Origin of the sequence: Chryseobacterium sp. CY350 (assembly GCF_027945075.1) — a bacterium.
GTDB lineage: Bacteria > Bacteroidota > Bacteroidia > Flavobacteriales > Weeksellaceae > Chryseobacterium.
Map to the genome: position 1 here is coordinate 1,563,309 of NZ_CP116034.1, position 17,000 is coordinate 1,580,308.

Annotated in this window: 20 protein-coding genes; 6 read left to right on the top strand and 14 right to left on the bottom strand. The window is 35.5% G+C overall.

The features are described 5' to 3' along the window. Positions 1-379 precede the first annotated feature (379 nt). The gene (locus PGH12_RS07115; protein WP_267597477.1) at positions 380-1,144 is read right to left on the bottom strand and encodes a succinate dehydrogenase/fumarate reductase iron-sulfur subunit; all 765 of its coding nucleotides are present in this window, start codon (positions 1,142-1,144) and stop codon (positions 380-382) included. Between the two features lie 184 nt (positions 1,145-1,328). Here PGH12_RS07115 and PGH12_RS07120 point away from each other — a divergent pair, with 184 nt between their 5' ends. After that, positions 1,329-1,562, top strand: a complete 234-nt coding sequence (locus PGH12_RS07120; protein ID WP_267597478.1) for a glutathione synthase — start codon at positions 1,329-1,331, stop codon at positions 1,560-1,562. Positions 1,563-1,673: 111 nt separating this feature from the next. Here the strand turns inward: PGH12_RS07120 and PGH12_RS07125 are convergent, their stop codons facing one another. From PGH12_RS07125 to PGH12_RS07140, 4 genes are read right to left on the bottom strand one after another with little or no spacing between them, the layout of a single operon-like run. Further along, positions 1,674-1,841 carry a hypothetical protein gene (locus PGH12_RS07125; protein ID WP_267597479.1) on the bottom strand — a complete coding sequence of 56 codons (168 nt, stop codon included), beginning with the start codon at positions 1,839-1,841 and terminating at the stop codon, positions 1,674-1,676. A 60-nt stretch (positions 1,842-1,901) separates the two neighbouring features. Next, the gene (locus PGH12_RS07130; protein WP_267597480.1) at positions 1,902-2,744 is read right to left on the bottom strand and encodes a cyanophycinase; all 843 of its coding nucleotides are present in this window, start codon (positions 2,742-2,744) and stop codon (positions 1,902-1,904) included. A 44-nt stretch (positions 2,745-2,788) separates the two neighbouring features. After that, the gene (locus PGH12_RS07135) at positions 2,789-3,610 is read right to left on the bottom strand and encodes a Type 1 glutamine amidotransferase-like domain-containing protein (RefSeq protein ID WP_267597481.1); all 822 of its coding nucleotides are present in this window, start codon (positions 3,608-3,610) and stop codon (positions 2,789-2,791) included. 10 nt (positions 3,611-3,620) lie between these two features. Further along, positions 3,621-3,827: a hypothetical protein gene (locus tag PGH12_RS07140; RefSeq protein ID WP_267597482.1), complete on the bottom strand. Its 207-nt coding sequence runs from the start codon at positions 3,825-3,827 to the stop codon at positions 3,621-3,623. Positions 3,828-4,352: 525 nt separating this feature from the next. Between PGH12_RS07140 and PGH12_RS07145 the strand changes: the two genes are divergently transcribed. After that, positions 4,353-4,949, top strand: coding sequence for a Crp/Fnr family transcriptional regulator (locus PGH12_RS07145; protein WP_267597483.1), 597 nt, complete (start codon positions 4,353-4,355; stop codon positions 4,947-4,949). Between the two features lie 37 nt (positions 4,950-4,986). On the opposite strand, the gene PGH12_RS07150 is transcribed toward PGH12_RS07145, so the two are convergent. Continuing rightward, positions 4,987-6,255, bottom strand: a complete 1,269-nt coding sequence (locus PGH12_RS07150; RefSeq protein WP_267597484.1) for an NAD(P)/FAD-dependent oxidoreductase — start codon at positions 6,253-6,255, stop codon at positions 4,987-4,989. A gap of 586 nt (positions 6,256-6,841) precedes the next feature. On the opposite strand from PGH12_RS07150, the gene PGH12_RS07155 reads away from it, so the two are divergent. Together PGH12_RS07155 and ccoG are read left to right on the top strand one after the other, a co-directional pair. Further along, positions 6,842-7,438: a Crp/Fnr family transcriptional regulator gene (locus PGH12_RS07155; RefSeq protein WP_267597485.1), complete on the top strand. Its 597-nt coding sequence runs from the start codon at positions 6,842-6,844 to the stop codon at positions 7,436-7,438. 62 nt (positions 7,439-7,500) lie between these two features. Next, positions 7,501-8,955, top strand: a complete 1,455-nt coding sequence (gene ccoG / locus PGH12_RS07160) for a cytochrome c oxidase accessory protein CcoG (RefSeq protein WP_267597486.1) — start codon at positions 7,501-7,503, stop codon at positions 8,953-8,955. Positions 8,956-9,158: 203 nt separating this feature from the next. Here ccoG and PGH12_RS07165 read toward each other — a convergent pair whose 3' ends face one another. The 3 genes from PGH12_RS07165 to PGH12_RS07175 form a co-directional block, all read right to left on the bottom strand. Next, complete coding sequence (locus tag PGH12_RS07165) at positions 9,159-9,674, bottom strand: CinA family protein (protein ID WP_267597487.1); 516 nt, start codon at positions 9,672-9,674, stop codon at positions 9,159-9,161. Between the two features lie 59 nt (positions 9,675-9,733). Continuing rightward, positions 9,734-10,072, bottom strand: a complete 339-nt coding sequence (locus tag PGH12_RS07170) for a CCC motif membrane protein (RefSeq protein WP_267597488.1) — start codon at positions 10,070-10,072, stop codon at positions 9,734-9,736. Positions 10,073-10,186: 114 nt separating this feature from the next. Beyond that, positions 10,187-10,336: a hypothetical protein gene (locus tag PGH12_RS07175; protein WP_267597489.1), complete on the bottom strand. Its 150-nt coding sequence runs from the start codon at positions 10,334-10,336 to the stop codon at positions 10,187-10,189. Positions 10,337-10,994: 658 nt separating this feature from the next. Here PGH12_RS07175 and PGH12_RS07180 point away from each other — a divergent pair. After that, on the top strand, positions 10,995-11,591 hold the full coding sequence (locus PGH12_RS07180) for a Crp/Fnr family transcriptional regulator (RefSeq protein ID WP_267597490.1): 597 nt from the start codon (positions 10,995-10,997) through the stop codon (positions 11,589-11,591). A gap of 62 nt (positions 11,592-11,653) precedes the next feature. Next, a complete protein-coding gene (locus PGH12_RS07185) occupies positions 11,654-12,568 on the top strand; it encodes an NAD(P)/FAD-dependent oxidoreductase (RefSeq protein ID WP_267597491.1) in 915 nt (304 codons plus the stop codon). Positions 12,569-12,687: 119 nt separating this feature from the next. Here the strand turns inward: PGH12_RS07185 and PGH12_RS07190 are convergent, their stop codons facing one another. The 5 genes from PGH12_RS07190 to PGH12_RS07210 form a co-directional block, all read right to left on the bottom strand. Further along, positions 12,688-13,140: a PA2169 family four-helix-bundle protein gene (locus PGH12_RS07190; RefSeq protein ID WP_267597492.1), complete on the bottom strand. Its 453-nt coding sequence runs from the start codon at positions 13,138-13,140 to the stop codon at positions 12,688-12,690. Between the two features lie 50 nt (positions 13,141-13,190). Then, on the bottom strand, positions 13,191-13,808 hold the full coding sequence (locus tag PGH12_RS07195; RefSeq protein ID WP_267597493.1) for a DUF4142 domain-containing protein: 618 nt from the start codon (positions 13,806-13,808) through the stop codon (positions 13,191-13,193). Positions 13,809-13,871: 63 nt separating this feature from the next. After that, on the bottom strand, positions 13,872-14,837 hold the full coding sequence (locus PGH12_RS07200; RefSeq protein WP_267597494.1) for a gluconolaconase: 966 nt from the start codon (positions 14,835-14,837) through the stop codon (positions 13,872-13,874). 5 nt (positions 14,838-14,842) lie between these two features. Further along, positions 14,843-16,021, bottom strand: coding sequence for a PQQ-dependent sugar dehydrogenase (locus PGH12_RS07205; protein WP_267597495.1), 1,179 nt, complete (start codon positions 16,019-16,021; stop codon positions 14,843-14,845). Positions 16,022-16,079: 58 nt separating this feature from the next. Then, the gene (locus PGH12_RS07210; RefSeq protein ID WP_267597496.1) at positions 16,080-16,640 is read right to left on the bottom strand and encodes a YciE/YciF ferroxidase family protein; all 561 of its coding nucleotides are present in this window, start codon (positions 16,638-16,640) and stop codon (positions 16,080-16,082) included. Between the last annotated feature and the right edge of the window lie 360 nt (positions 16,641-17,000).

The window sequence follows — 17,000 nt, forward strand, 5'->3', positions numbered from 1 at the left end:
TATATTTACAAAACACTTAAAATTATAAATATATTTGGGAGCGTAAGCCTGAATATTCATCTGAACCACAAACAGGTCGTAATATTTGTTATATTTAACTGAGAAATATATTAAAATATCAATTCTATAAAACCCTTGATCATAAAAAAAGAAAGCAAAGATCTAGACTATGTGAAAATTTTTCACTTGAATATATTACATATCCATCATGAAAATAATATTTTTGCCGGTATTTAATGATATGCCGAAATATAGAGTAAGTATTAAAAAAACGAGTAGTTATCAACCACCCGCTATATTTAAATAAAACTTTCGGAGTTATATAGTCCTCAAAAAATCCTTCTTATAATCACTTGCATTATTACATTTTAATAAGTGTTTATTTATCTAACAATGCGGACATATATTCACGATTCATTCTGGCAATGTTATCTAGTGAAATATGCTTTGGGCATTCGACTTCGCACGCACCAATAACCGAGCAGTTTCCAAAACCTTCATCATCCATTGCTTTAACCATGTTCAACACTCTGCGTTTTGCCTCTACCCTTCCCTGAGGCAATAGTGCCAGATGAGATACTTTTGCACCTACAAAAAGCATTGCCGCACCGTTTGGGCAGCATGCTACACAAGCGCCACAGCTAATACAGGCAGCAGCATCCATTGCTTTATCTGCATCATCTTTATCAACAAGAATCGAGTTGGCGTCCAACGTATTCCCCGAGGTATTTACTGAAATAAAACCTCCTGCTGCCATAATCCTGTCAAAAGAACTGCGATCTACGATCAAGTCTTTAATTACCGGAAAAGCTGTACTTCGAAATGGTTCGATAACAATCGTTTGGCCATCATGGAACATTCTCATGTGGAGCTGACAAGTGGCAATTCCTGTGTCCGGACCATGAGCTATACCATTGATATATAAGGAGCACATTCCACAAATTCCCTCCCGGCAGTCATGGTCGAAGGCAATTGGTTCGTGATTTTGGTCAATTAGATTAGCATTGAGCATATCAAGCATTTCCAGAAAGGACGACTCTGTGGAAACGTCAGATATTTTGTAAATCTCAAACCGTCCTTTTGTACGGCTATTCTTTTGTCTCCAGATTTTTAAAGTTAAATTCAGGTTTTGTTTAGTATTCATCATAATAAGGTTTAAAATTGGTTGATAGTAATAGGTAATATAAAGTTACAACCGAACAAACTGCCTTACTATGAGGATAGTCATAATCTAAGGCAGTTTTATCATGTATCTTTATCTGGTGAAACACGAGGATGAATTCAAGGTTATGATGGACGTGGATAAAATAACTAAAAACAAATATATTATGGCAACTGTAGAATTTAAGAAAGAAGATTGTGTAAAAGGAGATTTCGACGAATTCCATGTCAAATATAAGATGAGCGAAATTGGAAACGGCAGTAATCTTTTAGTGGAAATATTACATAAAGACGGTATATACAATATGGTTCAAGTGCCCATTAGACGTTCTGATAATTCTATTTTTATATGTTTTTCTGAGCCCACTGATGGAAGGCTGATTTTTGAGAAATATGATTAATTAGATTGTGTTTTCATACTTGTTATTATTTGAGTTTTTAATTGAGAAAGAGAGCGAGACAGTAAAGTTTCGCTCTCTTTGTTTAATTAAATGCTATCCTATCAAAATTAATTACTTTTCCGGATGCACTGGCTGAACTTCTCCAGTAGGCATAGACTGAAATAGTCCCGGGAATATCATTTGCAAAATAAAATATATTACGATCGTCAGAGGTATTAACGAAAATAAAATAATGATCCAGACATTAGGTCTGTTTTTTTTTTCAGATTTTTGTTCCATAGTATTTATTTAAAGGTTTATTATTTCAAATTATCCAAAACAATTTTAAAAATTAAAATATCAATGACCCATCACACCTTTTAAACTGCCATTTTTTAAATCAAAACTGCATCCATCCGTAAGAATATGAACTTTTAAATTTTCAGCATATACTGCTTCACCCTTAGTTACGGTACCAATATTTGTTTGCATTAATTCTTTACCTGAAAGAATAACTGCCATCCCGGAGCCGATGCATTTCGCAATATTCCCCCGTTCAATCATGAGCGCAGTATCTTCTCCCAACCCAATCCCCCAATGGTCTTGATGTAGAATCGACGCATGTGCCAATCTGCTGAACCGCCCTCTGTGAACAAAATGTGTATCGATAATACACTTATCTATCAGACCTAAGCCTGACATCAATTTAATATCGCGATTCAGCATCGCTTCCCCATTTACGGCATCACTGATAATAATTTTAGGCATACACATGGCTCCGGCACTTGTTCCTGCAATAAGGAAACCTTCTTCCGTTTTATATTTCTTGATTAAGATTTCACTAATCGCAGATTCCTTCAAGTCATCACATATCTTATTCTGGTCACCACCTGTAAAAAAAACTGTGTTCGCAGCTTCCAGACGTTTAAAATAATGATCCGAATGTAATTGCTGATCGCAAAAATGTAGAAAATCATAATTTGTAAATCCGATCTCATTAAAAGTTTCGGTATAGATTTCCCGCATACTTTCCGGTTCTGAACTTGCCGTAGTAATGACTTCAATGCGGTCACCTTTGTGACGGGTTAAAAGCTTTAAGATTTCATGCGGTACAAAATCACGGTTAATCTTTTCCATCTCATTTTCTGAATCGCTCCTGTCTTCATTTCCTCCGATTATCAATAATTTTCCTTTTGGCATCATACTTTTACCTATTTTAAGATTTAAATATTATTAATTATTATATATTACACTGAATAACCTCCGTCCTGAAGGTTAATAGTTGAGCCATCAATCATCACTCGACCTTTTAAATTTTTCACATAAAAAGAACGATTCGGATTTTTAAAATTCCCGCTTAAATGCTTTGTGTCCATTGCGTTGACCAGCATAATTGTACCATCACCTTTACACATCCCGACAAAACCGTTCTGCACAATCAATACCGTCCCACTTCCCAATCCGATACCTAATAGGTCATGATGTTTAACTACGGTATAAGCAAGCTTATCATATCCTGTCCGTTGTGAATATTGTGAATCAATAATACAGTTATTCAAAAACCCCAATCCCTGCGTCAACTCAAGACATTTCTTGAAAGAATTTTCAGAAGTTGTGTTACAAATCATTTTACCGGGTATGTATAATGCCCCTTTGCTGACACCACTGATGGTAAAATACTGTTCCTGCATATATTTCATATGTAAAATATTTAAGATAGTGGTATCCTTTAACAAGGAATATAATTTTGAATGATTCCCTACAAACAGTACCACGTTCGTTTTGGTTATTCTATTCACTACCTCAGCATTTGAAATACAATCTTCGGTAAAATGGATGCAATCAAAGTTTTTAAATCCAGATTGCGCCAACGCTTGTTTGTAGAACTTCTGATAAGATACATAAGATTCGGAATCCGATGTAATAATCTCTATTCGATCGATTTTCCTCTTAGTCAAGAAAGTCAACAATCCAGAAGATGCAGATTTTTTCGACCATTGATTATCTTCATTATCCAAACCTTCATTACAATTAATAAATACCAGTTTTCCTTTTGGGTGTATTGCCATGATCAATAATTTAATGTTGTGATTCATCCTGATCGTTTATCCTTTTGTTATCAAATGGCTGGCGACTAAGCGTATCTGATATTTCCGGTACTGTCTTTATAGTGTCAGATTTTCTGTCATTAACGCTTTGTCTTGAATTATCCTTATCCTTGTATTGGGTTTCAGATTTTGTACAGCTTATCACTAAAAAGAGGCTGAATGCTAATGTAAGTTTCATATCAATATATTTTGGTCTCCAAACCTACAAAAGATCATAACCTATTTTTATGACAAAAATCACATCCAATTCTGAAAGCAATCTATTCTTACTATGCTGCAATCTTTTAACAGCAAGAATCCATTTATAAATAACAATCCTTTGAACAAGTTTTGAAGATTAACAGATATATAATTTTGTCTCTAAGCAGAATTTTCGGTATAAAACATTTTAGAAGTGTGATCGAAATCATACGCATAAGCATGTCATTCTAGGTACTTTTGTACGATCACTTTTCACTACGGTGAAACACGGGCTTTTATAAAGTTCGGAAGATAGAAAACAACTCTGACTGGAGTCGTCTCATACATATTAATAAAAGAGACACAGCTTCTTATCCTATGATTTTCATTCCACATTTTCTCCAACGGATTGCTATCCTTTATACCAGATAGCATACAGCACATTGCGATCTACGTAATAATCTGATGATTCTTTGACAGTCTACATTAAGGAATTTCCTTAACCTACCAATTTAACTATACGATGTCTATCAAAGAAGATCTTCTTCACTCTGCAGGAGCAACAGAAGAAAACTATAAAACCGGAGATTATATTTTCCACGAAAGTACCAGCGCACTATTTTATTATCAAGTAGTTACAGGCGAGGTTAAGCTTAACAATTATAATACAGACGGAAAAGAATTTATCCAGAATATCCACTCTGCTGAAGCTGCACTGGGAGTATCCATGCTTTTTCTGGAAAAATCCTATCCTATGAATGCCGTTGCTATAAACAACTGTACGATATTAAAATTACGCCGAACCGACTTCTTCAAACTTTTGGAACTCCATCCAAAACTCTACAATGACGTATGCAAATCATTATCAGACCGTTTATATAAAAAATACGTTGTTATGAAAGCCATCTCCTGCCATAATGCAGCGGAAAGACTTAAAGAGGTAATGCGGCTGATGAAACTTGAGCAGCCAAACCAGTTACCGTACACATTTGAGGTTCCACTGACAAGGCAGCAATTAGCATCACTAACTGGGCTCTGTTTGGAAACTACCATCAGAACGATTAAAAAGATGGAAAAAGAAAATGTACTGCGAATTCATAATCGGAAAATATTATTTTAGCAGAGAAAATATTACCCACAGTAAACTTTGACTTACACTATTTTCTGCTCACATCTTTTTTTGGATGTAAAATCAGCCTTATAGAAGGATTATTGGTTATAAAAAGGATAAACCAGTCAATTGCCAATCGAATTTTACTTCTGAATGATACCAGCGGTAAAACGTGAATAAATAACCATGTCATCCATGCAAAAAAACCTTTGAAGGAAAATGTGGGAAGATCGACGACCGCATTAAACTTAGAAATAATTGCCATACTACCTTTGTCATTATATGTAAATTCCTTCAGAGGTTTACCCGCGTTTATATTACGGAAATTCCTGCCTAAATTTTTTGCCTGCTGGATCGCAACTTGTGCCAATTGCGGATGTCCTTTGGGGAAATTCTTATCATTCAATTGTAAACATATATCTCCAAGGGCAAAAATGTTTTCGGCTCCTTTCACTTTATTATAGGCATCGACATGGATTCTGCGCCCCTTACCAATGCTTATTTCTGGAAGTCCCGGTACTTCACGCCCTAGGACACCTGAGGTCCAAATTAGAGTCTCGGTATCAATTGTTTTTCCATCTGATAAAATAACTTGATTGTCGACAAAGTCCTGAACTGAGACGTCCAAAAGAATTTGCACGCCTAACTTCCGGAGAGCATCATATGCTGTTTTCTGAGCAGTTTTACTCATTGGCGACAATAGTGTAGGTAAAGCATCGATAAGATATATGTGAGATAAGCTTAATTTAATTTCAGGATATTCTTTCTCTGCAATGAATCTACCCATTTCAGCAAGCATCCCCGCTAACTCTACCCCTGTAGGACCGCCCCCAGCTATTACGATATTCTGCAATTTTCCAGAAAGATGTTTAATTTTATTACGTGCGGCCTCTTCTAAAGTCAACAGGAGGTGATTTCTTAAGTACAAAGCTTCCTCAATATTTTTCATAGGCAATGCACATCGCTTAACATTCTCCATTCCGAAAAAATTTGTTTCTGTGCCAAAAGCTATGATGAGATAATCGTAGTGTATATTTCCAGTATCGGTTTCAATAAAATTCTCTTCCTGATGAACATGAGTCATCGTACCCATATGAAAAGACACATTCTGGTAATCAACAATATACTTTCTGAAAGGATAGGTAATGTTCGATGCCTGGATAAATGACGTAGCAACCTGATATATCAGGGGCGGGAAAAAGTGATAATTATTCTGATCAACAAAGGTTACCTGAAAATCAGAGTTATTCACCAAAGACCTTATTAGATTAATACCTGCAAAACCTCCACCAACGATAACTATGTTTTTTTTCATATTATTCTAATATTATATATTTAAGATCTAAGTTCCGAAGGAAAAGGCTTACCTACTACCTCCAAATTCAGAGTCTTTCTTAGATTTCACAAAGAAAATTGTGAACTTATCATATTTTATCTAATCAAGCCCCCCATATTTCTTGGTATTACATTATCTATTTTTGTCGTAGTAAACACGCAATATTATATTTACATTTTTTTCTTCATCGAAGTTTCACCCTATTTAGAGAGTCGGTTTTAGCTAGGATATAGTGACGAATTGACATTTTACACTCAAAATAGTTATTGATATTAAAGACTAAGGATCTCAGGTATGACGCTTAAATTTCTCATTTTGAAAGGTAACATATCAAATATGGTAGTTCTATGACAAGAGTCATAAAGTACTATTTGATAAGAATTTTTTTTTACATTTAAAGTACTCGGTGATCGTAGTTTATGACTAAAGTCATACCTGCTTAAATCATCTTCCTGTATTTTTACTGAGAGGGTTGCCCTCTACCTAAGGGATCCCTAATAAGCTAACCGCAAATTAATACTATTGATGCTTTACAATTTTACAAAATCAGAAAATCTCACACACTATGCTGATCGATAATGAACTTTTACACCGTTATGGCGCACAGACAATAACGGTCAACTCGTTAGAAATTATTTTTTCTGAAGGAGAAAAACCAAAATTTTATTATCAGATTAAGGTAGGTAGAATTAAGTTAAGTCACTATGATGAAAATGGCCGAGAACTTATTCAAAGTGTTCTTTCAAAAGGTCAAAGCGTTTGTGAATTAATGTTATTTATTGAGCAAAATTACCCTGTCAATGCGGAAGCCATATCATATTGTGAGGTAATTAAAATCCCCAAAGAGAATTTTTTTAATATGTTAAATGATAATCTACTACTTTCGTTGGATATCAACAAATTTCTCTCTGAAAGGCTTTATCAGAAATTCCTGATGATGCAGAACAACTTATCACTACAACCAGAAGTTCGATTAGCAGGAATGATGAAATACTTAAAAAGCTATAGCAATTTCCAGGATCAATATTCATTTGAAATTTCCTTAACAAGAAAACAATTGGCGTCCTTAACCGGATTAAGAATTGAAACCGTTATCAGAACAATAAAGAAAATGGAAAAAGAAAATACCCTACGGTTGGAAAATGGTAAAATCTTTTTTTAGTCAATCTCCTATTCGAACAAGCCACAAATACTTAGGTATAAGTACATAAACTAAACAACCATATGTCAGAAATTGATGAAACAGAGCTCCGAGGAGGTCAGGGACAGGTTCTCGACCCAGAAACTTATCGTGATTCGATTGGTACAATGGAGCAGTCCGGAAAAAGAAAATGGGTCTTCCCAAAAAAACCTAAGGGCAGATATACTAATTATAGAAATTTAGTAGCTTATACATTATTATCATTTTATTTTGCTGTTCCATTCATTACCATCAACGGAAATCCTTTCCTGCAATTTGATCTTATTAACCGCCAGTTTTTCATTGTTGGACTCCCCTTCTATCCTCAGGATTTCTACCTTCTAACTTTAGGTGCCATCGTATCATTAATCTGCATTATCATATTTACGATTGCATTTGGAAGAATTTTTTGTGGCTGGATATGTCCTCAAACTATTTTTCTTGAAAACGTATTTAGAAAGATTGAGTATGCAATTGAAGGTGATCGTAACAAACAGATGAAACTAGATCGCCAGGAATGGAATGCAGAAAAGATATGGAAAAGAGCTTTGAAGTGGACAATCTATGTAATTCTTTCTTTAATTTTCACCCACTTCATGTTCATGTATATTGTAGGATATAAAGAGGTTCTCCGGATAGTTTCCGAAGGTCCATTTGCTCATCCTACTAATTTCATTGCCATGATTTTGCTAAGTGCCGCATTTTATTTTGTATTTGCCTGGTTCAGAGAACAGGTATGCACTTTAGTTTGTCCATATGGGAGACTTCAGGGTGTGCTGATTGACAAAGAAACCATCAATGTTTTCTATGATTTTAACAGAGGTGAAAACCGCTCAAAATGGCGCAAAGGTGAAGATCGAAGAGCAGCTGGAAAAGGAGATTGTATCGACTGCTATCAATGTGTGGTAGTATGCCCGACCGGTATAGATATTCGAGATGGACAGCAATTGGAATGTGTTAACTGTACTGCGTGCATAGATGCATGTGATGAAGTAATGGATAAAGTAGGACTACCGCGGGGTTTGGTACGATATGCAACAGAAACGGAGATTGAAACCCAGAAGCCAACTAAGTTCACGACCAGAATGGCTAGTTTTCTTGTAATACTGATAGGGTTACAATTTATCCTTGGTTTCATGTTGTACAATCGAGGTGAAATGGAGGTTAAATTCATCAAACCTGCCGGAAGCACATTTTTCGTAAGAGATCAACATATTACCAATACCTACAATTATACCTTTTTAAATAAATCGAATAAGAAAATAACAGTTACTATAAAAGTTTTAGAACCGGCGAACGGCGAGATTACGTACAGTGCCTCAAGTAAGATCATCGTACAGCGAGATCAAATTACAAAAGGGTCAGTTAATATCAGTTTTCCTGAGAATGAGATGAAATTATCTAAACAGAATATCAGCATCGGGGTATTTAACGAAAAAGGTGAGATGTTGGATACTTATGACACCTATTTCGAAGGTCCATTTAAACTTCAATTTTAATCCAAGAGATCATGGTTTAAAGCTATAAAATTGCCAACAGATTTTGCCTGTTGGCTTTTTTATTGATGGCTAATAATGTAAATCAGATTTTGAAAGATTAGTAGATCGCAATAGTCAAGCTCAATTACTATATGAAAATTAAAAGTTCAAAAACTTTGCAGGATTATCATGCTTAATGATTATAAATCATATCATCACAAAGCTTAATCAGTAATTTCATTTTTAAGAATACGCATTAATTTAAGTTGTCCAAGAAATTTTTCTAAGATCTCTTCAGTGTAGTATAACTTGATAGCAAGAGAATCTAATTTCTCCGATGATTCAAGCCTATCTGAATATATTACCTTACCTTTGTGAGAAATCGAGTAATATGCGTAAATCTCGTACGAAGAGGATCTCTCAGGAACACAATATCCTGATGTAGCAATACACCATTGGCTTTCAAAAAGATTACAAGCATGACGACCCATTGTCTCAGCAACAAAACTCGAAACGCAATTACAGTTTTTAATTTCTGCGACATTTACCTTCAGTAGATTAACAATCTTCTCCGGCGTATGCACTGTGATACCGCCTTTATAAAATAATTTTGAATTAGGCATCTCCGAAAATGCGAGCTGCAACAATCCACCTGTTACGCTTTCAGCGATCGATATCGTTTCACTGTTGCACATAAAATGTCCGCTGATTTCATCTAATAAGTATTGATTAAGATCCATGCTGTTTCTATTTTTTGGTTACATTTCCTATCTAAAAGAAATTCACTTATACGATTAGATTATCTCATTTTTTCAAATAAAAGTTTAGGATTGGAAACTGCTTCCATACCATATATATTCAGAACAACGACCAGATAAATGATATAGGTGGAACTCATTACAATACCAATAATACTGAGCATTCTTCCCGTCTTTAGGCTATCGAAATTGTCATATTTTTCTTTATTTTTACTATATGTCGCATAATCTTTCTTATAGAGTATTAATGAAATAATTCCGGTAGCGATCCCGGGAACCCCATAACAGCAGCAAAGTGCAATAGAAGAAATTCCTAAGACCAGAACGGCTGTACTGTATGGCAGCCGGGTTTTTCTACTGTCAATTTTCGTCAATTTCATATTTCCTTGATATTTGTAACCAATAATTATAATATGATGATGAGAACCTTTATCTACAATTAGTAATATATTAATATCTAAAGCGCAAGATCTCTTCAACCAGCTAAATCAAAACTACCTTGTTCTTAAAGTATCACTTATTTTTGTATTTTCTACTAAAGATTTTTTAGGTAAATTATCATCTTGTTCATCAGGATCACATCTACAAGAAAGAACCGCAAGCATTACCATTAATGTGGAAGTTAATATTTTAATAGGTCTCATTATACTTGATTTAACGTTGTTAATTATTAATAAATGAAAGCAGATCGTGCAAAGAGCTTATTATAGAAATTTCATCTGCGACATTTCAAATGTAAAGACATGTATACACTTATTCTATGATAATAATCATAAGATAATTTTCTATGGATAGAGTCTGGGAATGAGATTTTCTTTTTAATAGAGGATTAACATAGAATTGATTCTCTAATCTCGCTTAACCTGGAAAAACTTTTCAACTGCATAGGTGTCAGATACCCCTGCTTAAACAGATTAGTATTTCACAAATTATTATTTTACAAAAGAAACAATATTATCATTGTTAATTATTCATAAAAATAAACATTATGATCTAAAACATATTACTAGTCAATTTAATAAATGTAGATTTGTTAAATACTTATTGTTATCGATTTAAAATCTCGTCTCCGATCTAACTGAGGAGCAATGGCAATCTTATAATGAAGTCGTCTCGTACATATTAATGAAAGAGACAATACACCTGATCTTCATGACCCGCTTTATACTTTCTCTTTAAGACTGTTGTAATAAACAACCGGCAACATGCAACACCGTACGATCTTCGTACTTAGTTGATGATCTTTTCGCAGATTTTAAAAAGTGCTTTTCTATCCTCAACACCACCATAAAAAATTACAATATGTCAATCAAAGAAGAACTTCTGCACTCCATGGGAGCGACAGAAGAAGATTATAATCCCGGAGATTACATCTTCCGGGAAAACGGAAGTCCGCAATTTTATTACCAAATAATTTCAGGCGAAGTGAAATTAAACAACTACAATAGTGACGGTAAAGAATTTATTCAAAATATCCTGACCTGTGAAGATGCATTCGGAGAAGCAATGTTGTTTACTGAAAAAGCATACCCTATGAATGCCATTGCTCTGAGCCAGTGTATCATCATTAAAATTTGTAAGACCACCTTATTTGCCAATCTTACATTACATCCTGACCTCTACATGGAAGTTTGTAAATCGCTGTCCGAACGTCTTTACAGAAAGTTCGTATTAATGCAAAAAATATCTTGCCATAACGCTTCTGAAAGACTAAGAGAAGTGATAGAACTGATGAAAAAAGAACAGGAAAATCAAACACCCTACTCCTTCGAGGTTCCACTTACCAGACAGCAATTGGCATCACTTACAGGTCTTTGCTTAGAAACTACAATCAGAACCATTAAAAGAATGGAGCGCGATAAAATGCTGCGGATTCACAACAGAAAAATTCTCTATTAAATCCGTTTTTGATACTGAGGAACTTCTCTACAGTTTATCATCATCAATCATAAAATAATTAAATGACCAAAATTAAAAACAAGATATTTGATGTTATAGTGATTGGTGGCAGTTATTCCGGATTGTCAGCAGCATTAGCCTTGGGGAGATTTTGTAGAGATATTCTGATCCTTGATCACAATTTCCCTACCAATCGTTCTTCTAGGAACACACAGAATTTTTTGACTCAAGATGGGGCAAAACGAAAAGAATTAGTGGTTAGAACTAAGGAGCAGATACTGAAATATCCCAGTATTACTTTCCTCACCGATTTTGCTATTGAGGGTGAGCGTACTGCTGATAGATTTTTAATTAAAACTGAAAAAGGCGATTTTTTTACCTCTAAAAAACTGATATTTGCTACAGGCGTTCAAGACATGCTTCCAGAAATTCAAGGTTTTAAAGAATGCTGGGGAACGTCAGTAATTCACTGTCCTTATTGTCATGGATATGAACTGCGCAATCTTAAAACTGTTATTTTTGGGAGCAGCGAATTTGCATTCAATACAGCAGCATTAATTCATACCCTCACATCAGACCTAACCATAGTCACTAAATCTTTATCTGATTTCACAGATGTTCAGCTGGAAAATTTAAGACATTACAACATTAGAGTTTTTGAAAGTGCTGTTACAGAAATTCAACATTACCAAGGTCGTATGAACAAAATTAAACTAAAAAATAAAAATGTACTTGATGCCCAAGTTCTTTACACTTCGCTTCCCTTTTCACAAAGTTCAAAAATCCCGCAACAACTTGGCTGTAAAATCACCGACGCGGGCCTAATATCTATAAATCATGAACAACAAACCACGATTTCCGGAGTATATGCCTGCGGGGATAACTCATCGGGTATGCGCTCTGTGGCAAGAGCTGTATACACTGGCAGCTTAGCCGGAGCAGTGGTCAATCGAGAGCTAAGTAAAGAATCAACTTAAATTATATGAGCAGAAACACTATAATAAATTTATATATTTAAGATTGAGGGTCAAATATTCTTAAAGAATAACTCCTAAAAACATCATTTTTTAGGAGTTATTAATAAATAGATGCTTAATTAAATGAGAGTTCTTTCCAGACGGTCAAACTTGCTGTAGGAAGATTTTAGTTGTTCCAGTTGATCTGCGACCACGAAAGTGCTTTCGGAACACAAATCTCCACTTTGCAGGGCTTCCTGATAACTATTGATTGCAGCTTTCTCGCCGAATACGACGTTTTCCAATGTAGATTCTGCATTATCTCCAGTAAATGAATTTTTTAAATCAATCCAAGTTCTGTGAATAGCACCAGCGGTAGTGGATGTATCATCAGCCTTACCCCCTTTCTCAGTAATTAAAGTAATTAAGTCGGTCTTCATACTTTGAGACTCTCGAACCATCTGGTCGTAGTCATTTTTTAAATAGGAATAACTATCCCAAACTTTTTCTTCGACTTTGCTAAAGCCTTGAATTCTGTCGTTCGTAATGTTAAGCAAATCATTAAGAGTTGCAACTGTTTTTTTGTTGTCCATAATAAATATTTTAATTGGTGTTAATAAATTTTCACTACAGCTAAAACTGATTATTTTACAGCAGTTTTTGCCTTTTCAGATTGCATCAGATGATGTTCTAATGCCGGGATCTTACCTTCTGCAAAAGCTTTTAAAGAAGTTTCAGAACCATCGCTGGATTCCTTTTTAAATTCAGAGATCGTCTTTTTATGATCTACAACCATCTGATCTGTGTAAGCACGATCGAACTCAGCACCTTTTTTGGTTTTTAATTCATCAAACTTTTTCTGTTGTGCAGCATCTACATTCGCAGGCAAAGTGTACGAGTTTGCAGTCGCCCATTGTTTAAGCTCGTCATTTGCTTTCGTATGATCTTTGACCATCATTTCGCCCAAAGTTTTAACAATAGGATTTGTACCATTCTTCACGGCAAGCTCTCCAGCCATTACTTCCATCATTCCTCCCTTCGCTGCAGCATCTGCAAATGTTTTGTCCTGATCGCTTAAAGTCATAGTTTCTTGACTTGCAGAAGTAGTCGTAGCTGAGTCACCTGTCATCGCTGATGAACCTGAGTCAGGAGATACAGACATTTCTACAGAATCATTCTGATCACTGCTGTTTGTTGTTTCTTTCTTGTTACATGATACCGCTGTAGCTACTGCTAAAAGCATTACAATTGATTTTTTCATAATAAAATTTAAATAGATTAGATGTATGTTGATATTGTTTAATTTTTCTCACTTTGCCGCAATTTATTTAGGCAGAGGCATTAATCTGGCATGCTGTATCGCAAATATCTTGGATGGGACGGAAGTACTGTCAGTAAGCTCAGAAAATTTCGCATTCATTACGAAAATTTTATCCTTCACTAGAGTTGCGGTTGAAGGATAGGTAAAACGATCTGCAACCAGAGTTGATGCCGATAATTTAGCAGAAGACCAATTATCCTTCGAAGTCAACTCGTATATTTTGTCGCTTCCGCCATTTTGCACTACTACCAATGTATCATTACTCGTTAATAAGAGTCCGTCGCCATTCATAAAAAATTGTTCGGTCATCACCTTTGAGATTTTCTTTGGATTATTGAGTTCAATTTTATAGATCGTTCCTGTCCCGCTACTAACAGTAAGCAGATAGCCGGAGGGATGATAAACAATGCCATTTAAACCTATCCCTTCAGTTTTAAAAAGTGGACTATCGGCAAAAACAGAGGCATTTCCACCGGGCGTGATTTTGTAAATTACATTTGCAAAACTATCTGTGACATAAGCATTCTGCTGATGATCAAAAACAAGATCATTCGCAAAATGCTGACCAGGAACCAATTTTGAAAGATCAATATCATCTGTTTTTTTGCCTGTTAAAATATCAATCCCGATTAGCCGAGACATTTTCTTTCTGGTGTCGGGAGATGTGAATTTGCTGTAATTAGCATCTCCAATACATGCAAAAAGGCGTTTTCCATCCGGATGCACTTTAAGACCATACGAGGATTTAAATGTTGGATCATTAATCAGCGGACTATACGTACCTTGAGCACTCACTTTTCCAATACTACCCAATCTTGCTGAAGAAACGAAATACACATTGGAGATACTGTCATAAACCACTCCTTCGGGATATGTTTCAGGAGCAGTGAAATCAATTCTAGTTGTCGGCTGATCAGGGATTGCAGATGCACATCCTGCCAACGCAATACAGAATACTAACTTTTTCATATCGTTTATTTTTGCCTAATTGAGTATAGAACGCCATTAGCGTCATCAGAAATCAGAACAGTGCCGGAAGAAGTAATAAAAACCCCTGCCGGTCTTCCAAATCTAGCTCTTCCCTGTAAAAAACCTGTCAGGAAATCTTCGACTGTTACTGGCTTCCCATTTATAAATTTAATTTTCTGAACTTGAAAGCCCACAGGTTTACTTCGGTTCCATGACCCATGCCAATTAACCAATGCATCACCGGTGTATGGGGATCCTGAGGGAAAAAACTGAAATCCTATGGGTGCCATGTGCGCCTGAAACTCCATTGATGAAGGCTCTGTAGTTTCAGCCCATTTTTCCTTACTGTCTCCTGCGGGATCTTCGCGACTCTTATCAACTTCTTTTTTTGCATAAGCAAAAGGATATCCGTAATTTTTTTCCTGCTTGATATTGTTTAATTCTTCAGGCGGCCAGTCGTCACCTTTCGCATCGCCGCCGTTATCCATTCCCCATAATTCATTGGTTTGCGGATGCCAGTCAAATCCTATGGTATTCCTAAGACCAGATGCGAAAATGGTTCGTTCCCAAGTTGAGGGATCTACCTGTACTATTGTAGCAGCTTCACGATCACTTTCCTTGCAATCATTACATAAAGTTCCGATTGAGAGGTATAACTTACCATCCGGACCAAAATCCATTGTTCTGTTTGGATGTTGTCCTGCACTCGGCATATCATTAAAAAGCATTTCTTTGTTTGAAAGCGTTCCGTCCGGATTTATTTTATATCTGCGTAATTCATTATTGTTGCACAAATAAAGAAATCCATCTTTCATGGTAATTCCGTGAACACCTTTAAACTCTGCCACGACAGTTATTATATCTTCAAATCGACCATCTTTGTCTGCATCCTTCAAAAGCAGTACATCTCCCGTATCACGTCTTGTAACATAAAGATGACCATCAAGAGTTTGATAGAGCATCCTTGGTTTTCCGAGACCTGAAGCAGCGACGGAAACAGTCCATCCCTCGGGTACTTTTAGCAACTTAACCATTTCAGGAAGGAAATCAAGATGTTGAGGGTAATTCGTCGAATGCGTTATTGTAGTTACATCCTTTGGCGGTATTCCGCGTTGCGCCGGCACATTAGAAAATGTAAGAGCGGCAAGAATAGGTAGCCCTTTAAAAATAATATTTCTTTTCATAAAGAGTTTGTTTAAAGAAAACAATCAGACTGAATGATACAGTCTGATTGCTTTTTTATTAATCTTGATCAGCTTCTGCAGCTTCAAAATTGATCGAATTGTAAGCGGACTCAGTCAGCAATGCATCTGCCTCTTTCTCTTCAGCTAACGTAGCTTCTAGAAGAGAAGCAATCTCGTTTTCACCCAAAGTTTTTGCAAAAGCAAGCAAGGTTCCATAAGAGGCAATTTCATAATGTTCAATTTTCTGTGAAGCAGAAATAATTCCCGCATCTCTAACCGGACCCTCTTCTGTTTCTTCCATAATGCTCTCTCCCTCTTTGATCAGACCTTCCATAGCATCACATTTTACCCCTCGATTTGATTCACCAAGAAGTTCAAAAATCTTTTCAAGCCGATCAACTTGTCCTTGAGTAACTACGACGTGCTTTTCGATCGCTGTAACCAGTTTTGGCTCGCTTGCATTCTTCGCCATTTTTGGCAAAGCTTTTAACAATGCTCTTTCAGCATACACGATGTCTTTCAGTTCATCCACAAATAATTCTTTCAATCCTTCAGCAGCTGATGATTTGGCTTTAATCTTTCCCGTCGAATTGCCATTTTGATTTTCTGTCTTTTTCATAATAGTAGATTTAAATGATTTTGTAAATTGTTATACACAAATATCTATCATCTAAAAATGGGATTTTATGACATTAGTCATATAGATATGATACAGATCATTTAATAATACAATACTCTCTAATTAAATGAGTATTAAACAAATGAACAGCTCATAATAAATAATGAAGAAAAATGCAATTTTTTGGAAAAGAAGTACTATACAATTTAATCCTCAATAATATTATTCACTGTTCATGGAATTATAGAAGAATATGGTCTTTTACATGGATACTTTACTAGATGTGTAAATTAAAGGTGGAGATAAAGGTAGAAATAATGAATCAGAAGACTGTTTTCATGTAGTTTGTATCAGATTCAA